This is a genomic window from Methanosarcina sediminis, assembly GCF_052056915.1.
Taxonomy (GTDB): domain Archaea; phylum Halobacteriota; class Methanosarcinia; order Methanosarcinales; family Methanosarcinaceae; genus MTP4.
In genome coordinates, this window is sequence record NZ_CP195119.1 from 3853572 (window position 1) to 3876663 (window position 23092).

The 23092-nt window shown below is 46.5% G+C and carries 19 protein-coding genes; 9 read left to right on the forward strand and 10 right to left on the reverse strand.

What is annotated here, in order from left to right; all coding sequences use genetic code 11:
• Positions 1-37 precede the first annotated feature (37 nt).
• Positions 38-1681 (forward strand): thermosome subunit alpha, encoded by a 1644-nt coding sequence (gene thsA, locus ACSAZK_RS16935; protein WP_440955189.1) that lies wholly within the window; start codon positions 38-40, stop codon positions 1679-1681.
• Positions 1682-2640: 959 nt separating this feature from the next.
• Positions 2641-3426 (forward strand): hypothetical protein, encoded by a 786-nt coding sequence (locus ACSAZK_RS16940; protein WP_440955190.1) that lies wholly within the window; start codon positions 2641-2643, stop codon positions 3424-3426.
• A 153-nt stretch (positions 3427-3579) separates the two neighbouring features.
• Here ACSAZK_RS16940 and ACSAZK_RS16945 read toward each other — a convergent pair whose 3' ends face one another.
• Both ACSAZK_RS16945 and ACSAZK_RS16950 read right to left on the reverse strand, forming a co-directional pair.
• Positions 3580-4224 carry a DUF2119 domain-containing protein gene (locus ACSAZK_RS16945; protein WP_440955191.1) on the reverse strand — a complete coding sequence of 215 codons (645 nt, stop codon included), beginning with the start codon at positions 4222-4224 and terminating at the stop codon, positions 3580-3582.
• Positions 4225-4261: 37 nt separating this feature from the next.
• Positions 4262-5005 (reverse strand): SAM-dependent methyltransferase, encoded by a 744-nt coding sequence (locus ACSAZK_RS16950; protein WP_440955192.1) that lies wholly within the window; start codon positions 5003-5005, stop codon positions 4262-4264.
• Positions 5006-5500: 495 nt separating this feature from the next.
• Between ACSAZK_RS16950 and ACSAZK_RS16955 the strand changes: the two genes are divergently transcribed.
• Complete coding sequence (locus ACSAZK_RS16955; RefSeq protein ID WP_440955193.1) at positions 5501-6457, forward strand: bile acid:sodium symporter family protein; 957 nt, start codon at positions 5501-5503, stop codon at positions 6455-6457.
• A gap of 677 nt (positions 6458-7134) precedes the next feature.
• Here the strand turns inward: ACSAZK_RS16955 and ACSAZK_RS16960 are convergent.
• On the reverse strand, positions 7135-7260 hold the full coding sequence (locus tag ACSAZK_RS16960) for a hypothetical protein (protein ID WP_440955194.1): 126 nt from the start codon (positions 7258-7260) through the stop codon (positions 7135-7137).
• Positions 7261-7314: 54 nt separating this feature from the next.
• On the opposite strand from ACSAZK_RS16960, the gene uvrA reads away from it, so the two are divergent.
• The 4 genes from uvrA (at position 7315) to ACSAZK_RS16980 (ending at position 15049) form a co-directional block, all read left to right on the forward strand.
• Positions 7315-10209 carry an excinuclease ABC subunit UvrA gene (gene uvrA, locus ACSAZK_RS16965; protein WP_440955195.1) on the forward strand — a complete coding sequence of 965 codons (2895 nt, stop codon included), beginning with the start codon at positions 7315-7317 and terminating at the stop codon, positions 10207-10209.
• 93 nt (positions 10210-10302) lie between these two features.
• Positions 10303-11853 (forward strand): excinuclease ABC subunit UvrC, encoded by a 1551-nt coding sequence (gene uvrC, locus ACSAZK_RS16970; RefSeq protein ID WP_440955196.1) that lies wholly within the window; start codon positions 10303-10305, stop codon positions 11851-11853.
• A gap of 14 nt (positions 11854-11867) precedes the next feature.
• Positions 11868-13883, forward strand: a complete 2016-nt coding sequence (uvrB, locus tag ACSAZK_RS16975) for an excinuclease ABC subunit UvrB (RefSeq protein WP_440955197.1) — start codon at positions 11868-11870, stop codon at positions 13881-13883.
• 530 nt (positions 13884-14413) lie between these two features.
• Complete coding sequence (locus ACSAZK_RS16980; RefSeq protein WP_440955198.1) at positions 14414-15049, forward strand: PEF-CTERM sorting domain-containing protein; 636 nt, start codon at positions 14414-14416, stop codon at positions 15047-15049.
• A 285-nt stretch (positions 15050-15334) separates the two neighbouring features.
• Here ACSAZK_RS16980 and ACSAZK_RS16985 read toward each other — a convergent pair whose 3' ends face one another.
• On the reverse strand, positions 15335-15928 hold the full coding sequence (locus ACSAZK_RS16985) for a flavin reductase family protein (RefSeq protein ID WP_440955199.1): 594 nt from the start codon (positions 15926-15928) through the stop codon (positions 15335-15337).
• A 132-nt stretch (positions 15929-16060) separates the two neighbouring features.
• Positions 16061-16312: a hypothetical protein gene (locus ACSAZK_RS16990; RefSeq protein ID WP_440955200.1), complete on the reverse strand. Its 252-nt coding sequence runs from the start codon at positions 16310-16312 to the stop codon at positions 16061-16063.
• Between the two features lie 258 nt (positions 16313-16570).
• Between ACSAZK_RS16990 and ACSAZK_RS16995 the strand changes: the two genes are divergently transcribed.
• On the forward strand, positions 16571-17215 hold the full coding sequence (locus tag ACSAZK_RS16995; RefSeq protein WP_440955201.1) for a PEF-CTERM sorting domain-containing protein: 645 nt from the start codon (positions 16571-16573) through the stop codon (positions 17213-17215).
• Positions 17216-17275: 60 nt separating this feature from the next.
• On the opposite strand, the gene ACSAZK_RS17000 is transcribed toward ACSAZK_RS16995, so the two are convergent.
• The 3 genes from ACSAZK_RS17000 to ACSAZK_RS17010 form a co-directional block, all read right to left on the reverse strand.
• On the reverse strand, positions 17276-17518 hold the full coding sequence (locus tag ACSAZK_RS17000) for a DUF5683 domain-containing protein (RefSeq protein ID WP_440955202.1): 243 nt from the start codon (positions 17516-17518) through the stop codon (positions 17276-17278).
• Between the two features lie 115 nt (positions 17519-17633).
• Entirely contained in the window at positions 17634-18005 is a 372-nt protein-coding gene (locus tag ACSAZK_RS17005) for a hypothetical protein (protein WP_440955203.1), read from the reverse strand.
• A gap of 209 nt (positions 18006-18214) precedes the next feature.
• Complete coding sequence (locus ACSAZK_RS17010; RefSeq protein ID WP_440955204.1) at positions 18215-19357, reverse strand: TIGR04083 family peptide-modifying radical SAM enzyme; 1143 nt, start codon at positions 19355-19357, stop codon at positions 18215-18217.
• Positions 19358-19905: 548 nt separating this feature from the next.
• Here ACSAZK_RS17010 and ACSAZK_RS17015 point away from each other — a divergent pair.
• Complete coding sequence (locus ACSAZK_RS17015; RefSeq protein WP_048178392.1) at positions 19906-20115, forward strand: YegP family protein; 210 nt, start codon at positions 19906-19908, stop codon at positions 20113-20115.
• A 17-nt stretch (positions 20116-20132) separates the two neighbouring features.
• Here the strand turns inward: ACSAZK_RS17015 and ACSAZK_RS17020 are convergent, their stop codons facing one another.
• Together ACSAZK_RS17020 and ACSAZK_RS17025 are read right to left on the reverse strand one after the other, a co-directional pair.
• Complete coding sequence (locus tag ACSAZK_RS17020) at positions 20133-20531, reverse strand: inorganic diphosphatase (RefSeq protein ID WP_440955205.1); 399 nt, start codon at positions 20529-20531, stop codon at positions 20133-20135.
• A 196-nt stretch (positions 20532-20727) separates the two neighbouring features.
• Positions 20728-22305: a Na+/H+ antiporter NhaC family protein gene (locus ACSAZK_RS17025; protein ID WP_440955206.1), complete on the reverse strand. Its 1578-nt coding sequence runs from the start codon at positions 22303-22305 to the stop codon at positions 20728-20730.
• Positions 22306-23092: the final 787 nt, after the last annotated feature.

Genomic DNA, 23092 nt, shown 5'->3' on the forward strand with positions numbered 1-23092 from the left:
CACGATAATCAAATATTTTTAGGAGGTTTAAGTTCAGATGGCAAGCGGTGGCCAGCCAGTTTTCATAATAGATCCGAATAAAGAGCAGACAAAGGGTAAAGAAGCCCTCAGCATGAACATTGCAGCTGCAAAAGCAGTGGCAAGCATTGTTAAGAGTACACTCGGGCCGAGGGGCATGGACAAGATGCTCGTCAATGTCCTGGGAGACGTTACTATTACTAACGACGGTGCTACCATCCTGCACGACATGTCCATCGAACATCCTGCAGCCAAGATGGTTGTGGAGGTCGCTCAGTCCCTCGAGAGTTCAGCAGGGGACGGGACCACCAGCTCAGTTGTGTTTACGGGGACTCTGCTTGAAAAGGCCGATGAGCTTATTGAGAATGGGGTGCATCCCACTCTCGTTGTCAAGGGATTCAGGCTTGCGGCCGAAAAGGCTGTAGAGATCCTTGAGGGTCTCGCGGTTCCCGTGGGCTCTGAGGACAGGGAGGTTCTTGCCAGGGTTGCCAGGACTTCAGCTACGGGCAAAGCCACTGAAACATACAACACTCTGCTTGCAAAGATCGCTGTGGATGCGGTACTTGCCGTTTACGATAGGGATAAGGCAGACCTGAAGCACGTTGCTATGTTAAAAGAAATCGGAGGCATCACTGAAGATTCCGAGTTTGTGGAAGGGCTTGTTATTGAAAAGGTGGCTATGGACAGGAACGCTCCGCTCAGGATTGAAAATGCGAATCTTGCGCTAATCGATACCCCGATGGAAATCGAAAAAACCTCAAACAAGGCAAAATTACAGATCTCCAGCGTAGAGGACCTCGAAAAGTTCGTGAAAGAAGAGGAAGCTACCCTTTTCGGAATGGCTGATTATATTATCAGGGCAGGTGCCAATGCCGTTTTCTGTTCCAAGGGCATGGACGAAAAGATATCCGCTTACCTTCAGGGCCACGGAATCTACGCCACCCGTAGGGTGAAAAACGAGGACCTTCAGCACATCGCCGAAGCTACCGGCGGCCGGGCTATCCGGAACATCAAGGAACTGACCAAAAACGAGCTCGGACATGCCGGACTGCTCGAACAGGACCGTGAAGGCGATCAGGGCAAGACCTATCTCAGGGACTGCAAAGGTGCAAAGACCGTCTCCATTGTCATCCGCGGCGGGACCGAACATGCTGTGGACAACGTAGAACGTGCAATTGACGATGGCCTGCGGGTTGTCAAATGTGTGGTCGAGGACGGTAGGATTGTGGCCGGAGGCGGAGCTCCCGAAGTCGAGGTCGCTCTTGGTCTGCGCTCTTACGCCTCAAGCATAGGTGGCCGCGAACAGATGGCTATTATGGCCTTTGCTGACGCTCTTGAGGAAATACCGAGGACAATTGCCCGGAACGCGGGCATGGATACCATCGATACCATCCTGAACCTGCGGGCAAAACATGCCGAGGACAAAAACGCCGGGATAAACGTTTTCTCCGGTGAGATCGAGGACATGTTCGAAAAAGGTGTTGTGGACCCCCTCAGGGTTAAGCTAAACTCCATCAAGGCCGGCTCCGAAGCCGCAGAAATGGTCCTCCGTGTGGACAATATCCTCCGCGCCCAGCGCTCCGAAATTCAGGACGTCAGGCCTGAACACATGGCAGCCACTTACGACGGCATGTCTGCCCCGCAAATGAACATGCGCAGGTAAAAGCCTGAACCGGGCCTGTCCGGATCGGATCGGATCGGATCTTAAGGCGAAAAACGATAATCAAACTAAATGAAAAAGGCAAAAGTTGCAGGCTATGTTCTGCAGCTTTCTTTCTTCGTTTTTGTTCTTTGTTTTTGTTCTTTGTTTTTCCTTTTTCGTTTTCTTCGTTTTTGTTCTTTGTTTTTGTTCTTTGTTTTTCCTTTTTCGTTTTCTTCGTTTTTGTTCTTTGTTTTTGTTCTTTGTTTTTGTTCTTCGTTTTTGTTCTTTGTTTTTGTTCTTTGTTTTTGTTCTTTATTTTTCCTTCTTTGTTTTTCCTTTTTCGTTTTTCATCTCAATATTCATAAGCTCAATGATTTTTTTTATATCATTGAATTAATGTCTTTGTCTTCTTTTTCGCAAATGTTTTTTTAAAAACGTTTTTTTTAGAACATTTATACGCAACTAATTTTGTTGTTTTGTAACTTTACATCTCTATAATTGGATGTGTAAAATTTTATATGTCATCTATTGGCTATGTTTTTTTACCTTGGCCAATGTCAGGTATTTTTATGACATGATTACAAATTATATCATTGGGTTATTAATCTATTATTGGACTATAAGTTTTAAGATTAAATAGGATTTTTACGATTTGACTATAATTAATTCAGATCAATTATATATATAAATAAACAAATCTTTGCTTTAAATTAGAATGTTTTGAAGTTTTTCCCCGGAATTTCAGGCATCTTCAGGATTCAGGCATGGTAATTTAACGGTGGCGGAAAATGTACTGTGGTAATTGTGGATCGAAAATGGATCCGAAGGATCGTTTTTGCTCTAGTTGCGGAAGGGAAAGAAAAGGTAAACTCGAAACCGAAAAAATTGAATCAAATAGTCATGCCCCTGATGAAATAAGAAACCTGAAAACCGGTAGTTGCGTCACTAGTAATTATAAAAAAACAATCTGTAAGTCTCTTTTGAAGTGCATATGGGTCATAACTCTGGTTTGCATGGCAGGGTTCTTTTTAACTGCGTACTCAACCCTTGCCCTTGATTCCGATGCATATCTTCCGGACTTGACAGGTCCCGGAACAGATGAAGCGGAAAGAAACGTCCAGGTCTGTGAACAGATTGCAGCCGACTATTACGAGAGCCATACATATACTGAAGATGACGTTTATGACTGCGACAACATGGCCCAGGACGTCTGGAACATGTTGAAGGCAAAAGGTATCAATGCAAGGATCGCAGTTGGTAATTTTGATTTTGAAGATAACGGCAGGATAGGGGACGGTAAGCCTATAGGCGAAAATCTTGATTCTGAAAGTCCAGGGGAGTTCGAGACACGTGATTCCGTATCAGGGGATTCCGGCTTACTGAACTCCGGGGTAATTGATAGCTTCAACCACGCCTGGGTTCTGGCTGAAGTATCTCCTGGTTCCTGGTTAGCCATCGAATGTACCGGGGGCTACGTTGTTTACAGCGACGAAAATGAAAACTACTACGGCGGACTTACGTTTAGCAATCCGAGGAACTATAGGAATTTTATTGATCTTTATGCTGACTGGAAAGTACAGTCCCTGGATTATGAGAACCAGCGGCTGTACTATAATGGACTTGTAGAAACATACAACAATGCAAGTTATTTCGATCAGCAGGCTATGAAAAGCGGGGTGGAAGTCGCTGAAAATATCCTTCATGAAAAAGAAAAAGTCTTCCTGCAAACGGATGCCAAACTGAAAGCCCTGCTGGAATATGGGTGAACTACCTCTCCCTGTCTCCTTCGGAGCCGAGGAAGGGGACTTCCCACCTTCGAAGTTAAAACGGAATACAAAAAAGAATTAAACGCTGGTTTCAAAACTTCGGTGTCAATTTCTGATTGAAGCCACATCTGATTAGGCCGCTGGATTACAGGCTCAGATCTCCCCATAAAAGCGCCTGTAATCCTCTACTGCTTTTTTCGCTTGCTCCGGGAATTCCTTTCGCAAACATGTGATAAACTCGTCCCTTGAACCTATTTCCTTTATTTTTTCAACCATCACGGAAGCAAACTCCCTGGATGCGAGGTTACCTTTTTCGATTTCAAAAGAGAGGCAGAGAGCTTCTTTTGGAAAGTATTTTCTCCTGATGTGCGGGGAAACCGAGCCCAGAAGAACCCTTGCTTTCAGGATGCTGTAAGCTGGGACTCCTGCTCTGTCAATCCTGTCTTTTCCTGCGAGTTTTTCGAAGTTTTCCCTGCCGTATGAATGAAGCTCTATGTAGATTTCAGGCTCAAGCTTTTCTACGGTTTCAATGATCGGTTTTCCCATCCCCGGATAGTAGCGTGGATCCAGGGTCGAGACATATTTTTCCCTGCTTACAAGGGGAATGAGTGCTAATGTGCCTGTTTCCGGGGGTTTGAGTTTCTCCAGGATCCCGGTCGTGTCCTTCCATTCCTCTCCGTGCAGGCCCGCGACTAAGAGGCGTACCGGTCTTCCGTTGCCGTAGATCCTTATCCCGACTTTAGCAGGGGTGGCTGCAGGCGGGTTCCCGTCGGAAAAGGCCTCTCTTTTTTCATCCACTTTCATTTGCTTCCCATTAATTTTGATCCACTTCCCACTAGTTTTGATCTACTTCCAAACCTTCAGCTTCTTTTCCCCGATTTTCTGGTTCTTTTTCCCTACTTTCAGCTTCTTTTTCCTCACTTCCGGGTTTTCTTGCTATCACGTAGATTTCCTGCTTTTCCGAACTGATTGCCTGGAGGACTTCAAGCCCGAGGTCTTCGATTTTACTGAGGAAAGGCTTCGGGTTTTTCTTTTTAGGCATCTTTATTACCTGGAGGAGCTTTCCATTTTCCTTCAGGAGGGGCAGGATCCGGGAAAGGGCTTTGATTGAGTCCTTGGGCTCAAGGGTCATATCCGAGAGGATCACGTCCACCGGTTCTTCCGAGAGGGTGTTCAGAGGCACAGTAAAAACATCTCCAAACATGACTTCCACATTTTTCTGCTCAAAGGCTATTTTCCCAAGTTCACTCCTGAAGTCCCGGCTGAACTCGATTCCCGTTATGTGGCCTGCGATCTCCGAAGCAAAGAGGATGAACCCGCCGGCACTTGAACCCAGGTCCAGGACCCTGTCGCCGGGCTTGATAATCCCGCTTTCTTCCTGGATACGTTTGAGCTTAAAGTAACCCTGGGGTTGGTCCAGGCCCTCGGCAACTTCGATTTCGTCGTCTGAGGCCACATCCCTGGATACTTTCTTTACAACGGCACCGTTTACCTTTACACTGCCAGCAAGGACGGCAGTTTTGGCGCGCCCCCTGGATTTGAAGTAGCCCATATCAACAAGGTATGCGTCAAGTCTCATAGGGCAGAAGTATCGGCAGAGCCTCTATATATAGGTAACAAGTGGGGACGGGCCCTGGGCAGGAAAATATTAACATTATAGTATTTTTTTAATTAAAATAAAATAGTGAGATTTATATAGTATTTCGAAATTTACTCAAAGCTATATAATTTATCGATAATAAATGGATATATTTTTAAAGTGCCATTTCCTAGTTTCGATAAGCTAGCCGATCATTTATTTATCATTTTAAGGTCTGCTAGGGTAATTACAGGTGGTAGATGTAGTTTACAGGCCGATTCAACTCTTTAAAGTTTATGCTTAACTTTGCTAATTTAAATGGCTCTATTTAATACAGCTAAACGAGTTCCAATAACGTTCCAATAACGTTCCAATAATGTTCCAACAATGTTCCAATAATGTTTCACTATTATAGCTGTTTAAGCAGTAGTTTATTCTTTAAAGTTCAGTACTGGTAAGTTTCGGTTCTGGAAACTCGATGAAAGGTGTGTCAAGATGCTTAAAAAGTTCACTTCATTATTTCCCCTCTGGGCTGTTTTGCTCTCTGTAGTGGCATATTTTTACCCGGAGTACTTTGCACCCCATAAAGGGCTGATAGTGCCCTTTTTGAGCCTGATCATGCTGGGGATGGGAGTTACCCTCTCCGTGGACGACTTCCTGGCAGTGTTAAAAAAACCCTCCGTGGTGGTTCTGGGCACCGTTATGCAGTATACCCTGATGCCCTTTTTTGCCTGGATTATCTGTATAATGTTGAACCTTCCGACTGAGCTCATGGCCGGAGTTGTCCTGCTGGGCTGCTGTCCAGGAGGTACGGCTTCAAATGTGATTTGCTACCTCGCAAAAGGGGACGTTGCCCTCTCGATCGTACTCACCTCCGTGTCCACCCTGGTTGCTTTCCTTGCAACTCCCTTCCTGACCTGGCTCTACATCGGGCAGACCGTGAATGTGGACGTAATGGGCATGCTCGTGAGTGTCGTGAAGATCGTGCTCGTGCCGGTGGTCTTCGGGCTTTCAATCAACTATTTCTTCGAAGAGAAGATCAGCAAGATCAGGGACATTTTCCCCGCAATCTCGGCCCTGGCAATCGTGATCATCATTGCGGTGATCATAGGGGTAAACAGGGGCAGCCTTGAAAGCATGGGCCCGCTGGTTCTGCTTGCTGTGGTCCTGCACAATGGGCTTGGCCTCGCAGGAGGGTACGGGGTCGCAAAAGCCCTTAAACTCAGCGAAACGGAGGCAAGGACCATAGCAATCGAGGTCGGGATGCAGAACTCCGGCCTGAGTGTTGCCCTTGCGATCAAACACTTCACTGCCGCTGCGGCACTGCCCGGGGCAATCTTCAGCATCTGGCACAACCTTTCCGGAGCTTTCCTGGCAGGGCACTGGTCCAGAGATAGTTTACATGACGATAAAAGCGGGAAACCCGAACTTAGCGGGAATCCGTTGGAATGAAATGGGGTGAAACCTAAAACAGGTTTTGCAAGAAAACAAAAGGTTGGGTAACCGGGAAAAATCCGGAGGAATTGGGGCTTTGCCCTTCCGGATTTTTCCCATCAGGCTTTTTCTATCCTGTTAAGCTCTTTTTTCTATCCCTTTAAGTTCTTTTTCTATCCATTTAGCTTCGCAGGAAGTGGTGAAATCCTGTTTTTTTCATCCGTTCCGTTAGTCACTTTTTTCCGTATTTCTAATAAATGTAATAAAATATTGCGAAGTGAATAATTATATATACTATCAATATAGTTTAACTCCTGTTAACAGGTTGAAACTGACAAGTCTGTATTTTTTTCCGGCGGCTTATCAACCACCCACATGATTATGTATTTTTTTAATATGTTTGTCTGACCAGTGAGCGGAAGGTAGAGGCTACTGGGGATTAAAAAGTCCCTGAAAAGCAGAAGGCAGCTTAAAAGGAATTAAAAAAAGAACTAAGAAAAGAAAAGGAAACTATGAAAAATAACTACGAATAAGGTGAAGGTTTTTGATTAATACTTTCACTCCGCTATATAACTTTATTAATAAAAGGTTCACGTTTTGTTATATGGGCTTTCTGACCAGGAACTTGCCACACTATTATATGATACAAAATTTATAAATTTTCCTTAAATATATATAAGGATAGTTTATTTCTCTTACTTCAAACCATTTCCCTGATTATTATCCAGACTACCATTCAGATCATCTTTCAAATCATCTTTCAAATCATCATTCAAATCATCATCATCCGAATCATCATCATCCGAATCATCATCTTTCAAATCATCTCCTTAATTGTTTCAAGCAGAGACAAGACAAAATCCGAGAGTAAAAAAATGAAAAATATCATTATCAAAGGGGCTCGGGAACACAACCTTAGGGACATTACCGTTGAGCTTCCCCGGGACAAATTTATTGTTATTACCGGTGTCTCAGGTTCGGGGAAGTCCACCCTGGCTTTTGACACGGTATATGCCGAAGGGCAGCGCAGGTATGTGGAGTCCCTCTCCGCCTATGCGCGGCAGTTTCTGGGGCTTATGAACAAGCCGGACGTGGACAGTATCGAAGGGCTGTCCCCGGCAATCTCCATCGAGCAGAAGACCACCTCGAAAAACCCCCGGAGTACCGTGGGGACGGTCACTGAAATTTACGACTACCTGAGGCTGCTCTTTGCCCGGGTAGGGACTCCACACTGTCCGGTGCACGGAATCAAAATCGAGTCCCAGTCCCCGGAAAGGATTGCGGACAGCATAAGCTCGGAATTCGAGGGGATGGCCACTATCCTTGCCCCTATTATCAGGCAGAAGAAAGGGACTTACCAGCAGCTTTTCAGGGACCTGGACAGCGAAGGTTTCGCCAGGGTCCGGGTCAACGGGGAGATCCACCGCACGGACGACGAGATCACCCTGGACCGTTACAAGAAGCACGACATCGAAGTGGTCATCGACCGCCTGGACCCTACCGAGGACCGTTCAAGGCTTGTCGAGGCCTGTGAAAATGGCCTGAAAAGGGCTGAAGGGCTCCTTATCGCCGTGGACTCCGAAAGCAAGGAACAGCTCTACTCCTCAAACATGGCCTGCCCGGTCTGCGGCATGGCTTTTGAGGAACTCCAGCCGCGGATGTTTTCCTTCAACAGCCCCTTCGGGGCCTGTGAAGCCTGCAATGGGCTCGGGATCAAGATGGAGTTCGATCCTGAGCTGATCATCCCGGATAAGAGCCTGTGCATCGCAGACGGAGCGGTTGCGCTTTACCGGAACTTTCTGGACGGGTACAGGAGCCAGCACCTCGCAGCCGTGGCAAAACATTTCGGGTTTGACATCTTCACCCCGATTGAGGAACTGAGCAAAGAGCAGTATGATGCCCTGATGCACGGTTCAGACGAACGCATCCAGTTCAGCATGAGCATGAAGAACGGGGACGCCCACTGGTCCCACAAAGGCTCCTGGGAAGGGCTTCTCCCGCAGTCCGAAAGGCTCTACCACCAGACAAAGTCCGAATACCGGAGAAAGGAACTCGAGAAATTCATGCAGGTAAGGCACTGCCCGAAGTGTGACGGAAAGCGCCTGAAAGGGAAAGTACTGGCTGTGAAGATCGGGGAAAGGTCCATCGTGGACGTAACGGACTTTTCCATCACCGAATGCATTGAATTTTTTGAGACCCTGGAGTTCTCGGAAAAAGAACAGGAAATCGCAAAACAGGTCTTAAAGGAAATCCGTTCCCGCCTGGGTTTTCTGGAACATGTGGGGCTCGGCTACCTTACCCTCTCCCGCGGTGCAGGGACTCTCTCGGGAGGGGAAGCCCAGCGCATCCGCCTCGCAACTCAGATCGGCTCCAACCTCATGGGCGTGCTCTACGTCCTGGACGAGCCTTCCATAGGGCTGCACCAGCGGGACAACGAACGCCTGATAAGGACCCTGCAGACCCTGCGGGACCTGGGAAACACCCTGCTTGTGGTGGAACACGACGAGGACACAATCCGGGCTGCGGACTACGTCCTGGACATAGGTCCCGGGGCCGGGATCCACGGGGGCTACGTGGTCGCCGAAGGCACTCCGCAGGAGATCGAGCTGAACCCCGAATCCCTGACAGGCCAGTACCTTTCCGGCGAGAAGCACATTAAGCCTCCTGCCTTCCGGAGGAGCAGCGAGGCTTTTATCAGGTTGCAGGGCTGCCGGGAAAACAACCTCAAGGACATCGACGTGCACATTCCTATCGGGGTCTTCACCCTTATAACAGGGGTTTCGGGTTCCGGGAAATCCACGCTTATTTATGATACCCTTTACAAGGCCCTGATGAAGAAGTTCCACAAATCGAACGTAAGCCCCGGGGACTACGACAGGCTTACTTTCGATTCCGAGATCGACAAGGTAATTGTAATCGACCAGAGCCCCATTGGCAGGACTCCGCGTTCGAACCCTGCCACTTACACGAAAGTCTTTGACGCCATCAGGCAGGCTTTTGCCGAAACAAAGGAAGCCAAAATCCGGGGCTACAAGGCAGGGCGTTTCTCCTTCAACGTGAAGGGCGGGCGCTGTGAAGCCTGCCAGGGCGACGGGCTGATCAAGATCGAGATGAACTTCCTGCCCGACGTCTACATCGAGTGTGAGGAGTGCAAGGGCACCCGCTACAACCGGGAGACCCTAGAGGTCAAGTATAAGGGCAAGTCCATCTCCGAAGTCCTGGACATGACCGTGGAAGAGGCGCGCGATCACTTCGAAAACGTCCCCGCCATAAGGAACAAGCTCGACACCCTCTCCCGGGTGGGCCTCGGCTACATCAAGCTCGGGCAGAGCTCCACCACCCTTTCCGGGGGAGAAGCCCAGCGGATCAAACTGACCCGGGAACTTTCCAAGAAAGGCACGGGCAAGACCATCTACCTCCTGGACGAGCCCACCACCGGGCTGCACTTCCACGACGTGAAAAAACTGATCTCCGTCCTGAACGACCTGGTGGCAAAAGGCAACACCGTGGTTGTGATTGAGCACAACCTGGACGTTATCAAATCCGCGGACCATATCATCGACCTGGGGCCCGAAGGTGGGAACGCAGGCGGGGAGATTGTGGCTGCCGGCACACCCGAGGAGATTGCCAGGGTACCGGAAAGCTATACAGGGACATTCCTTGCCCCGAAAGTTCTCGGAGAAGGGATTTCTTACATTAATGCAGCCGGAGGGCAAATGGTGGAGGCGGTCTTCGAGGAAGAAGAGGTTTTTGAAGAGGATTCGAAGTAAAAAATAGGGATAAAACCCTGGAAGTATTCTAAAACCCTGAATAAAATTAGGATAAGATATTGAAATAACTCAAAAAACCGAGGTTTGCAAAACATGATCGACCTGGAGGCCCTTCCGCACCTGCCCGGCTGCTACCTCTTCAAGGATGAGGAAGGGGGCGTGCTCTATGTGGGCAAGGCAAAGGACCTGAAAAAGCGCGTTAGCAGTTATTTCCAGAAACGGGACCATGATCCGAAGACGGAAAACCTGGTCCGGGCGGCAAAGGGGCTTGACTTCATTGTCACGAATACCGAAGTAGAGGCTCTCCTGCTGGAAAACACCCTGATCAAGAAGCACTGGCCGCGCTACAACATCGCCCTCAAGGACTCGAAGCGCTATGCATGCATACACCTTACGGACGAGAAGTTCCCGCGCATAAGGCTCGCCAGGAAAAGGGTCGGCGGGGGAGACTATTTCGGGCCCTTTGTCTCGGCAAGGGAGAGGGACTACATCTACGAGGTCGTCAGGAAGACTTTCCAGCTCAGGACCTGTAAAAGGATGCCGAAACGTGCCTGTCTCCGCTACCACATGGGGGTGTGCAGTGGGCCCTGTATAGGGAATATCTCGGTGGAGGATTACAGGGAAAAAGTGAAGAGGGCGGCTTCGGTCCTGAAAGGCAATATCAGGGAGCTCATGGAGTCCCTGGAAACCGAGATGAGGGAACTTGCGGCAAAGCAGCAGTTCGAACTGGCAATGGAACTGCGGGACGAGATTGCAGCCCTTGAATTCCTCCAGGAAAAACAAAACGTCGAAAGGCAGAAAAAGCACGATGAGGACATCCTGAACTATCTTGTTAAGGACAACACCGTTTATCTCATGCTCTTCAAAGTCTACAAAGGCACCCTGGAAGACAAACAGGACTATGTCTTTGCCTATGGGGGAGACTTCCTCGAGGAGTTCCTTGTTCAGTACTACTCAGAAAACGAACCTCCGGGAGAACTGATCGTGCCCGAGCCACTTGACGAGTCCCTCGAGGACTTCCTGGCCCATGTAAAAGGGAAAAAGGTGAAGGTTACGGTCCCGAAGCAGGGGGAGAAAAAGGAACTTCTGGACCTTGCAGGGAAAAACGTTGAGATTGGGTTCTTCGGGGACCGAAAAAAGCTCGAGGCCCTCCAGCAGAAGCTTTCCCTCCCGAAAGCTCCCAATGTTATCGAGTGCTTTGACATCTCCCACCTTGCGGGCACCTCAACCGTGGGTTCCATGGTGCAGTTCCGGGGGGGCAGGCCTGACAAGCACAACTACCGCCGTTTCAAGATCCAGAGCGTGGAAGGGATAGATGACTTTGCCTCTATCGCCGAGGTCGTGCGCCGCCGCTACACCCGCCTGCTGGAAGACGGGCACGAAATGCCCGACCTTATCGTTATCGACGGGGGAAAGGGGCAGCTTTCCTCAGCTTTCCAGGAACTCCGGAAACTCAGGGTCAGGGTCCCGATTATTTCCATCGCCAAAAGGGAAGAGGAAATCTACGTGCCGGGGCTCAAATCCCCTCTCCCTATCAAAAAAGAAGAAAAAGCTTCCCTCTTTGTCCAGGAAATACGGGACGAAGCCCACAGGTTTGCAATTACTTATAACCGTCTGCTCAGGCAGAAGGCACTGATTTCGTAAAAGGTCGCGTTATAATGACACAGTCCAGCCAGACTTCTTCAAACCAGACATCTTCCAGCCAGACATCTTCCAGCCAGCTCTCAAAAGTCTCACCCGAACCGCAGTTCAAGCTTACATCCGAGTTTAGTCCAAAGGGCTCCCAGCCGGAAGCTATCGAAAAGCTCGTTGCCGGGCTGAATAAAGGAGACCGGTTCCAGACTCTCCTGGGGGTGACTGGTTCAGGTAAGACTTACACTGTGGCAAACGTCATAAACAAGGTCAGGAAACCGACCCTTGTGGTCGCCCACAACAAGACCCTGGCAGCCCAACTCTACAACGAATTCAGGGAGTTTTTCCCGGAAAACCGGGTAGAATACTTTGTCTCCTACTACGACTACTACCAGCCTGAGTCCTACCTGCCTGCAAAGGACCAGTACATTGAAAAAGATGCCAGCATCAACCCCAAGATCGAGCAGATGCGGCTTGCAGCCACGGCTTCCCTTATGTCCAGGCCCGACGTGATCGTGGTGGCTTCAGTGTCCTGCATTTACGGTCTCGGAAACCCGGAAAACTTCCAGAAGATGGGGTTTGAGCTTAAGGTAGGGGACAGGGTTTCGAGAAAAGAGATCCTGGGCAGGCTCGTTGATATCCTGTATGAACGAAACGACCTTGAACTCATGCCCGGGCGCTTTCGGGTAAAGGGAGATACCATTGACATTATCCCCGGGTACTTTGACAACATCATAAGGATCGAACTTTTCGGGGACGAGGTAGACCGGATTTCCGAAATCGACAAGCAGAGCGGGCAGCGAAAGGAAGACATGGAATATTTCTTTATCTATCCCGCCCGGCACTACGTCATTCCCGAAGAGGAACAGAAAAGCGCCATTGAAGACATCCTTGAAGAGCTGGATGGGCACCTCCCCACCCTGGACCTCCTGGAGTCCCACCGCCTGAAGCAGCGCACCTTTTATGACATTGAAATGATCGAGGAGACCGGGAGCTGTAAGGGCATTGAAAACTACTCCCGGCACTTTGACCACCGGAAACCCGGGGAGAAACCCTTCTGCCTCCTGGACTATTTCCCCGACGACTTTCTCCTGGTAGTCGACGAGAGCCACCAGACTCTTCCCCAGCTCCACGGGATGTACAAAGGGGACTATTCCCGGAAAAAGAGCCTTGTGGACTACGGGTTCAGGCTCCCGAGCGCCTTCGATAACCGGCCCCTCCGCTTCGAGGAATTCGAGCAGTACATGAATAACGTGATCTTCGTTTCGGCAACCCCCGGGGAATACGAGCGGGAACACTCGGCCCAGGTCGTGGAACAGATCATCCGTCCGACCGGCCTTGTGGACCCAGAAGTTGAAGTCCGTCCCCTGGAAGGCCAGGTCAAGGACGTCATGGAAGAGGTCCGGAAGATCGTGGAGAGGGGCGACCGTGCTCTGGTAACAACCCTGACCAAGAAGCTTGCCGAAGAGCTGACCGACTTCCTTGCCAGGAACGAGATCAAAGCCCGCTACCTCCACTCGGACATCAAGACCATCGAGCGGACCGAGATCATCCGGGAACTCCGCCTGGGCAAGTTCGACGTCCTGGTCGGGATCAACCTGCTACGGGAAGGGCTCGACATCCCGGAAGTGGGTTTCATCGGTATCCTGGACGCGGACAAGGAAGGTTTCCTCAGGGACACAAAGAGCCTGATCCAGATTATCGGCCGGGCTGCAAGAAACGCCAGCTCAAAAGTGGTTCTCTACGCTGACAAAATGACCGATTCCATCAAAAGGGCCGTGGACGAAACCGAACGCCGCCGCTTCATGCAGATCGCCTTCAACGAAGCGCACGGCATCGTCCCGAAAACGATTAAGAAGCCTATCAAGGAAAAAGTAGTGGACATCACAGACACCAAACACATCCCCAAATCCGACATCCCTAACGTAATCATCGAACTGGAATCCGAGATGAAAGAGGCCGCGGACAGGCTGGACTTCGAGGAAGCAATCCGGCTCAGGGATATGGTCAAGAAGCTGGAAAAAGAGATAAAGGTGGCTTGAAAGCTTAAAGTTTATTTGTGGAAAATAGGAACCTGTGTTTTTGAGGATTACAGGTTTTTATTTTTGTCATCAGGTCTATTACCTGTCAAAAACATCTCAGTACAATCTGTCTATTTACTGGTTTACGAATTAGCCTTGAAATTTTTTAGAAATCTATATATACGGGAGAGATTTTGTATTTTTTGTCGGCTTCGGTTCTTTTACCACTTTTTTAGACATACTTTGTGTATTTGTTTACAAATTGCCTGTACTTATCTTCTTTCCGTTTTCCGGATTAAGCCTCCATCGATTTCGTAAATATTCTTGATTTCAATCCCTGAAGACCTGATCCCAAAAAATTATCTGGCTTCAACCCCCTCTTTTTCAAAATAAGGGTCTTGCATGCACTAAAACTCAAAAACACTTTATAGAGCCTTGAAATTCTCCTTCGGATTGCCACTTTTAAAATAATGTAAAAGATTAAAATAATTAGATATTTAAACAATAGTTTTGTATAAATATATGTGCACTAATTTTTGGAGGGTTGTGTTTTGAGAACAAAGTCTGCAGTTTTAGTTGGGACCCTTGTACTCCTGGTTTTCACGGTTGGTGCGGCAAGTGCGGAAATATTTTATCTAACTAATACAAGCGAAAAAATTGATGATCAAAGTATTGAAGGTATATGTGTAAAAGTGGAATTTAACGGGACGCACATAACCGTTGAAGACGTCAGCACCCGCCTCGAAGGAGAATCCGATGTAAATTTACAGGCTATTAAAGTTTGTATTGAGGATGACGATATCAAAGCAGTAAGTGATGCCAGCGGTTTGACTGGTCAGTGGACGCACAGCTACGATTCGGCAGGCAGTACATCCGAATTTGGAGATTTCGCGACGATATGTCAACATGCTAAAAATGAGAAGAACTGGAAGACCCGGGGACCTATCATAATTGAGTTAAATGAGGGGGTTGCCCAGCTTCCAAGGAATGAATTAAACAATAGCATTGTTGTCCATCTCCAATTTGGTACCGGAGAGATAAATGTTACAGAAGACGAGGAGACCCGGGATATTGGCAGCAGTTGGCTTGGCGCTGGTTTGCAAATTCCGGAATTTCCCTCACTCGCTCTGCCGCTTGCCGCAATAATGGGATTAATGCTCATTATGGGAAGGAGAAAAAAGGATTAAGGGTTTAATTTATTAACTATTCATACCAGGTGTTTTTTCCAACAAATCGGAATCAGGCATAAAAAGAGGGCGTTTTCCTCCCTTTTCTCAAAAATTCCCTTCAGGAATTATTTTCTTTTCCTGCGTTTTCTTTTTCTTCTAACTCTTCTGCTTCGTTAATTTTGTAGTTTCAGCTGTTTCCAAAAAAGGCTTCCTTTGATGCCGAAAATCTTTTATTCGATCAGGGAGTTATGGGTGCTCCGCCAGTTTGCCTGACTGCACCTGTCAATAGAAATAATTCAGGGTTCAGTTCATCGGGTCTTTCCCCGCCAGAAACATTTCAGCATAACCTGCCGATTTCCCGGCGTCTGCCGGATATGTGAAGGTCAGGCCTTTCGGACCCAACATACAGGTCAGGGGCTTTGCCTTTTCAAAGTCCATTTTCCCCTCTTCGTCAAAGAAGCTTTCGTCCACTTCCAGGTTTACGACTTTTCCTATAATGAGGGAGAACTTTTCCCTGAGTATTTCCTCCACAAGGGTACATTCGGCCCGGGCAAGGCAGCCTTCAATTCCGGGTGCTTTAATTTTCCCGGAAGGGTGTGCTTTTAATCCCGCCATTTCGAATTCGTCCACTTCCGGCGGATAATTCCTGGAGCAGACCATGACAGCTTCCATCATATCGGCACCCGGGATATTTATCACGAACTCCCCGGTTTCCCGGATGTTTGCCAGGGTATCGCGCTTAAGCCAGGAAGCAAGCACGACTTCTTCAAGAGGGCGGAGAATAGGGGTTATATTGGACCAGGGGGCTGCATTCCTGATTCCGTTCTTTGAGGCCGTGGAAATCAGGGCAATTGGTAAGGGGAAAATCTGTTCTCTTTTGCTGGGTTTCAGTTGCATTTCATTACCTCGGAATTTCATACGGGAATTATAACCGGGGCAATATTTGATTCTTACATATTTAGAATTTTGTATTATTTTATGCAGGCATTTCAGGATTCAAGTGTGAATACATTCTCCTCAATTTTCTCCTTAATTTTCTTTTTCTTCTTCTTCTTTTTCTTCTTCTTCTTTTTCTTCTTCGCCCTTTATTTCTTCCTTTGCTTCCATTTCTTTCATTCTTTCAATTTTCTTCTCTTCAGCTTCTTTTAGCCTCTTTTTTGCAGTGTGTCTCGCATGAGTGAAAATAAAAAATACGATTACCAGTGATGCAAACAGGAAAATAAGTATCAGGTTCAGCATTGGTTCGTAGGCGCTGTATGGAATTTCAGGTGCAACGCTCATATAAATCCTCCCATAGAGTAGTTAGTTAGAGGTTATATTTGCCTGTTTTGCAGTGAAAAATTATGGGGGATGTAATCTGTTGGTCCGGCACAGTAAAGTTAAGTGTCACACACTTGTCTACATAATTTGATTTGACAAAAACAGGATCAGATATCGATAAATTGGTTTTTTTAAAACTGTAAATATATACAAATTAAATAAGTTTATCATCTTACACTTCTATAAATGAATTAATATTTGAAGACGGAGTTCAGATAAATGAGAGCTATATACTTTGTTGGAATACTTGCATTTTTTATTATTACAGTGAGCGCTGCAAGTGCGACAACATTTGACTTAACTGAGACGACTGATGACTACAAATGTGGTGTGCCTATAAGAGTTCAGGTAGACTATGAAAGTAATTGCATAAAACTTACGGTTGTAGAACCTGTAAATGATAGTACTTTCGAAAATGCAACGGGAAATTACACTATTTCAAATGTAGACATTAAGGATATATGGATAAAAAATGGAAGTAATTCTATTGTATGTGTCAGTGATCTTTCTGATGATAATAATAATAATAAATGGATTTATGGCCCTACTAATTCTAAAAGTATAGGTAGTTTCGGAGACTTTCAGACTTTTATTGGAAAGGAAAAGAACAAATATAAAACTATAGGTCCTATCGAAATAAGATTCAAAGATAATGTCGGGACACCCCCACTAGGCAGCAGTTATAGCATCGCTGCTCATGTTGCATTTAATTTGGTTTCTTTAAATGAAGGCAGCTATCAAGAGGTAGGTTGTAGCGGCAAGGTTACAGGTACTAATATCCCTGAGTTCCCTTCAGTAGTCTTGCCTGTTGCGGCAATAATGGGAATATTGTTAATTTCACAGAACTGGAAAAAAGAGAGATAATTCCCTCTTTTTATAGTTGTTAAGGAATTCCGTTCTTTAAATAATCCCCTATCAAAAAAGTTAGTAATACCCGGACCGCTCATTATACCTTTTAGCGGTGTTATAAGCATCGTAAAGGTTGTAGATCCAGAAGAGCGGATAAAGTATATAGCCGATCAAAAACACCGTCAAGAAGCCGAAAAACGAGGCAAGGACGATGTAAATTAACCCTTTCATTATCTGCCCGTTGTAAATTTGCCCGAGGCCCGGGATGAAAAAGGACAGGACTGCGGCAAAGCCGGGACTTTTCTGGGGTTGTGGCATTTTTTACACCTTAATTGATTTTTATCAGTTTTTCAATGAGGGATATTTGAGGTATAAATGTTATACCTTCGGATAACAGTTTTTCAGGACCTTACTCAGGGGTCAGGTTCAGGGCTTAAATGTAGTATGCCACAAAGAAGCGGTACATTACTTTGATTTCTTCCAGTTCCCTGGGGTCGATTTCAATGCCTGGCTGTTCAGTGTTGTAAATCTTTTCTCCAAAGTCCTTAAAAGTGACTTCACAGTTTATGTTTTCCGGGAGTTCGGCTTCAAACCAGTCACATTTCCGGCAGATCTCTTTGCTTATTTTTCCCACTTCTTCGGGGGTGAAAGCAGTTCCGTTTTCAGGCTTATAGTTGACGTCAACTGTTAGCTCTTCTTTGCTTAGTAAATCCGCCCAGAAGCCGGAAAGTTCGGTACCTTTTACTCTGTAGTCATTGAGCTCGAAACTTCTTGTGATCGTGTTCTTGATCTTGCCCTCTTCCATAAGCTAAAGCTTTGAAAGTAGATGTATATAAAATATCTCCAGAAACAAAAGGAATGTGTAACGGAAATTTAATTAGTTTTTTAAAATTTTGAATTTGTTTCTTAAAAACAGAGAATCGAATGAGAGAACCGAATGAAAATCTCGAATGGGAAAATTAAAAAGGGAAGATGAGAAAGGACTTCCTACCCTCTTTTCTTTTTCAATTCCATTCATATTTTCTTAAGCATTAAGGACATAATTCCTGGCTTTGATGATTTCATCGGGTCCTGGAAGAGGCCCATTTCCATGCCGGAGCCCCCGAACATCTCATTATTGACCCGCTCCGTTATTTCATCGAATATCATCTGGTAGGAAATACAGTGGGGGTCAACTCCCTTTATTTCCCCGTCGCTTGGGGTTATGGCATTGTAGGGGCAGCCGCCTCTGCAGTAATTGATGTGTGGGCAGTCTTTGCATTCCTTATCCACGTATTCCTTATATGCGAACATGAGCTTCCAGGCGTCGGATTTTGCGAGGTCTTCCATGCTGGGGCGGTCGTAGACATTGCCCATGACGTATTTTGGCATGCCTACAAAGCGGTAGCAGGGGTATATGCCTCCGTCAGGGCCTACGGCAAAGGTATCTCCCATGCAGTCCACAAAGGTGCAGACGGCTCCCCTACCTCCGAAAACGCCTTTACAGAGGTGGTCGATGTTCATGACGTCGATCTGGCCAATGTTTTCCAGGTACTTGTCCAGAAGGTAAATTAAGAGCCTTCCGTACTCTTCCGGGTCAAGGGCCCATTTCTCGGGTTCGTCGCCGCGTAAAGAGGGAAGTGCGGGGTGGAACTTAAGGGTCCAGCCGTTTTCCAGGTAAAAGTTGAAAATATCGTCCTTGTAATTTACGGAATGGGAGGTGAAAGTGGTGATGAACCTCACGTTAAGCCCGTGCGCTTTAGCTATCTTGTAGCCCTGTATGGTCTTATCGAAGTATCCCTTTCCTCTCTGGAAGTCATTAAGCTCCTTCGGGCCGTCCAGGCTGGAACCGACAGGAATGTTATATTCCGCAAAAATTTCGGCTATTTCGTCTGTCATCTTCCAGAGGTTGGTCTGTATGGCAAAAGCTACGTTCCTGGGACTTACTCCCTCAACAAGGATTGGTAAAGCCTCCCTGTAAAAATCCGCACCTGCCAGGAGCGGCTCCCCGCCGTGGAAGGTAAAGGTAACCGAATCGTTCCGGAAATCCTTGAGCCATTCGGCAATTTCCTTGACGGTCTCAATGCTCATTCTCGGAGACCCTTCCTCGGAACTCCAGCAATAACTACAGTTCGCAGGACAGCCTAAAGTGGGAATTATCATTATATGGAAAGGCATTTTTAAGCACCCCTAATTTTGAGTTTTCCCAAATTATTAATAGTTTTCTAAATGTTTCCGGCTTTCCGGATGTCTAAATTCCGTAACAGGGGTTTTAACGGCGTTAACTCCAGCTCAAGGGATATTAAAGTCCTGTTTAACGGTGTGAAATTTAAATAAAAATTATGTAAGAGTTTGTTGCCCTCCTGCCTATATTTAAATAAAACCCGGATTTTTTATTATTCGGGAGGCTCGAGGTTTAATCTGGTATTAATCTGCCCATTTTTATAATTTTCACTCAGATATATATTTTAATTATTAAGGTCAAATATGTTACAGGGATGGGGAAATTGCCTTTTAGGGAAGACCCGGAATCCTGAATTTTTATACCAGTTCGGATTGGTAATCTAGAATTGGTAATTTAGAATTGGTAATTTAGAATTGGTAATTTAGAATTGGTAATTTAGAATTGGTAATTTAGAATTGGTAATTTAGAATTGGTAATCTAGAATTGGTAATTTAGAATTGGTAATTTAGAATTGGTAGTTCTGATTAAGTGGGGGAATATTGTGCCAAAATTTGAAGTGTATCTGGACAGGATTGGAGAATACCGCTTCCGGCTTCGGGCCAGGAACGGGCAGATCATCGCAGTAAGCCAGGGGTACAAAAGTAAAGAAGGTTGCATGAAAGGGATCGAATCCGTGAAGACGAACGCCCCGATTGCCAGGATTGTCGAAATTGAAGAAGAGCATGAAGAGGAAGCAGAAGCTGTGACCTGATTCTTTTAATTGATCCGTTATTCAAATATTATTCCTTCGAATTTACACTTAGCTATTTTTCTTTTTTTGAAGGCGTAGAGAAAGACCTTGAACAGCGCATAGAGCCTGAAGTAAAGGGAAAGCAGGAAAGGTGAACGGAAACCGTTGATATACACTATTTTCTTATCGTCCCGGACGGAGTCGTCCAGGAATTTTACCACTCCGTCAAATTTTTCCCTTTCAAGGACGCTTCCCTGAGGCAGGCGAGAACCCAGCACGACTGCATCTTCTTCCATGCCGTCAGGGCTTTTTGTACCCTCAATGAAGCCGTAGTTGAAAATGGTGGGAAGAGGGGAAAAGAAGGCTATTTCGTACCCTTTTTCGGTTTTATTGTATTTGAAAAAGCTGTATTTTGGGGTTTCTATAACGATTTTCATGAAAATGGGTCCTGCCATAACGGGTTGGCAGAAATAGTGCATAAAGTAACTTTAATTTTGTGGAAGGCGAGTAGATCGTAAAATCACAAAATTACAAAAATAGTGAAACAGTAAAAAAATAGTAAGAGCCGGAAGCAGAAAGTTTCTGCTTCTCGGAACTTTTTTTCTTTTTTTGCTTCAGTTGAAGTTCTGTTTCTCAGCTGAGGATGTTTCCGTTGTCATCAATGCTTTTGCCCACGAACTTCACGAAGACTACGATGGCCACGATTCCAACAATGAGGGAAATCCAGGGGGAAATCCCAAGGCCGGCGGGGATAAAGCCGAAGACCACGGCGAAAGCTCCTGCTGCGACTGCATAGGGGAGCTGGGTGTTTACGTGGTCCACGTGGTCCGAACCTGAGGCCATGGAGGAGAGGATCGTGGTGTCCGAGATAGGGGAACAGTGGTCTCCAAGCACGGCCCCGGTAAGGACTGCCCCGATGGTTGTTACCATGAGGGGAGTGACAACGTCGGTTGCCCCGGAAATTGCGGCTGCGATGGGGACGACGATTGGCAGGACAATGGAGTTCGTACCCCAGGAAGTCCCGGTGGCAAAGGCGATAAACATCGCAATTATGAAGGTAAGGGTAGGGAGGACCGAACTTGAAAGGACACCCTGGGTAACTGCGATGAGCCACTCGGCAAGCTGCATTTCGGAGATCACGGACTTCAGGGCAAAGGCCAGGGCAAGGATGATAACCGCGATTACCATGGACTTGAGCCCATCGACCCAGGCAGTGACCCCTTCGTCCAGGGTGAAGCTCTTCTTTGCAAGACCCATTGAAAGCCCGACTATGGAGCTGAGGAAGGCGGCCCAGGTAAGGGCAACGGAGGCGTCGGCATTCCCGAATGCGTCCCTGATGCTGATCCCGGGTTCGTATCCGCTGTACCAGAGCCCGACGGTTGCAACGATGACAAAAGTGATGATCGGGATGGCTGCGTCCCAGACCGAACCCTTTACACCTTCAGGGGGCATGAGGTTCTTGTCTTCCACAAAGAGGGGGGTCGAACCTTCGGCATAGACCTGTCCGGTCTTGCGGGCGCGGATTTCAGCATCGAGCATCTTGCCAAAGTCCCTTTTCTGGATAATAAGGGAAAACATAAGGACAAGGGTGAAAATTGAGTAGAAACGGAAAGGCAGGGACTGGAAGAAGACAATGATCGCGTTTGCTTCGATGTTGAGGGTCCCCAGGGAACCTGCAATCAGCCCGAGTTCCATTGCAATCCAGGTGGAGACCGGGGCCATGGAAGAGACGGATGCTGCAGTTGCATCCACGATGTATGACAGTTTTTCTCTTGAGATCTTCTGTGCGTCCGTAATGGGCCTCATGGTGTTGCCTACGACCATGGAATTGGCGTAGTCATCGAAGAAGATTGCAATCCCCATGAAAGCAGCTGCAAGCTGGGTGGACCTGCTGTCCTTTGCTTTCTTTACAAGGGAGCTTGCGATGGCTTTTGTGCCTCCCATCTTGGACATGATCCCGATCATCCCACCGATAGCAAGACAGAAGACGAGCAGCCCGGCGTTCCAGGCATCGGCAATGGCGCTTTCCACAATATAGTGTGAAAAGGTTTGTAGAAGCCCGATAAAGGGGTTATATCCGTTGATGACCGTTGCACCAATCCAGATACCTAAGACAAGGGCCACAATGACCTGCCGCTTCCAGATCGAAAGTACGATGGCGACCAGGGGAGGCAGCAGGGCAAGAGCCCCGTACGTTGTTTGTGCGTCCATAAAATTACCTTTTTAGTTTTTCAATATAAAGAGTAAAAATTATTTTTTACAAAATAATTTTTTATAATGTTCATTTATTTTAATTAACAAATGTTAATATTCTATCGTACGCGTCGTACTTTAGATTTATGATTTGCTTTTTTAAGGTTACGGACATAAAAAAGCTTTTTTTTCAAATTAAACGCTTCATGGGTCTCATTTGTTCAACAGACTCCTAATAAATACCATCGTGGACGTTTATTTACATTATTTAAATTTTTATCAACATGTCAACCTCTCTTTTTCACAAATTTTCACGGAAGAAAAACGAAACCTTAAAATAATGTAAAGAAACGCGGAAGGCGGAGTTTTCGAGAAAAATGAGATCGTTACAAAGTTGGAATTGCAGAAACCGAAAAATACTCTCCCTGCTAGAGAGACATGAGAGATATTTTGGTGCTCCATCATTAATCGGTTGATGTTGTTCCAAAATTCCCAAAAAATCCCATCTTCCTTGCTTTTATAAGCTCGAAGAATGTTCGCCTGGTCAGAGAAACATTTTTTACTGATAAGAGATCGAAAAACCTCCGCCAGCTTGCCTGGCGGCCCTCACAAAAAAGAAATCAGAAAGAAATCAGAAAAAGTAATATTTGCAGACTGTATTTGTTTCTATTTGTGGTTAAATCATTATTATTTAAACTGCTTCTGAGTTTGATATGTGTCTGAGTTTGATATGTGTCTGAGTTTGATATGTGTCTGAGTTTGATATGTTTCAGAGTTTGGGATTTATCTCCTTTCTTCTATTTTC

Coding starts and splice junctions, on each gene's coding strand:
- thsA (WP_440955189.1), top strand. CDS start 38: ATGGCAAGCGGTGGCCAGCCAGTTTTCATAATAGATCCGAATAAAGAG.
- ACSAZK_RS16950 (WP_440955192.1), bottom strand. CDS start 5,005: ATGAGACTTGACGCATACCTTGTTGATATGGGCTACTTCAAATCCAGG.
- ACSAZK_RS16955 (WP_440955193.1), top strand. CDS start 5,501: ATGCTTAAAAAGTTCACTTCATTATTTCCCCTCTGGGCTGTTTTGCTC.
- uvrA (WP_440955195.1), top strand. CDS start 7,315: ATGAAAAATATCATTATCAAAGGGGCTCGGGAACACAACCTTAGGGAC.
- uvrC (WP_440955196.1), top strand. CDS start 10,303: ATGATCGACCTGGAGGCCCTTCCGCACCTGCCCGGCTGCTACCTCTTC.
- uvrB (WP_440955197.1), top strand. CDS start 11,868: ATGACACAGTCCAGCCAGACTTCTTCAAACCAGACATCTTCCAGCCAG.
- ACSAZK_RS16985 (WP_440955199.1), bottom strand. CDS start 15,928: ATGCAACTGAAACCCAGCAAAAGAGAACAGATTTTCCCCTTACCAATT.
- ACSAZK_RS16990 (WP_440955200.1), bottom strand. CDS start 16,312: ATGAGCGTTGCACCTGAAATTCCATACAGCGCCTACGAACCAATGCTG.
- ACSAZK_RS16995 (WP_440955201.1), top strand. CDS start 16,571: ATGAGAGCTATATACTTTGTTGGAATACTTGCATTTTTTATTATTACA.
- ACSAZK_RS17000 (WP_440955202.1), bottom strand. CDS start 17,518: ATGCCACAACCCCAGAAAAGTCCCGGCTTTGCCGCAGTCCTGTCCTTT.
- ACSAZK_RS17005 (WP_440955203.1), bottom strand. CDS start 18,005: ATGGAAGAGGGCAAGATCAAGAACACGATCACAAGAAGTTTCGAGCTC.
- ACSAZK_RS17010 (WP_440955204.1), bottom strand. CDS start 19,357: ATGCCTTTCCATATAATGATAATTCCCACTTTAGGCTGTCCTGCGAAC.
- ACSAZK_RS17020 (WP_440955205.1), bottom strand. CDS start 20,531: ATGAAAATCGTTATAGAAACCCCAAAATACAGCTTTTTCAAATACAAT.
- ACSAZK_RS17025 (WP_440955206.1), bottom strand. CDS start 22,305: ATGGACGCACAAACAACGTACGGGGCTCTTGCCCTGCTGCCTCCCCTG.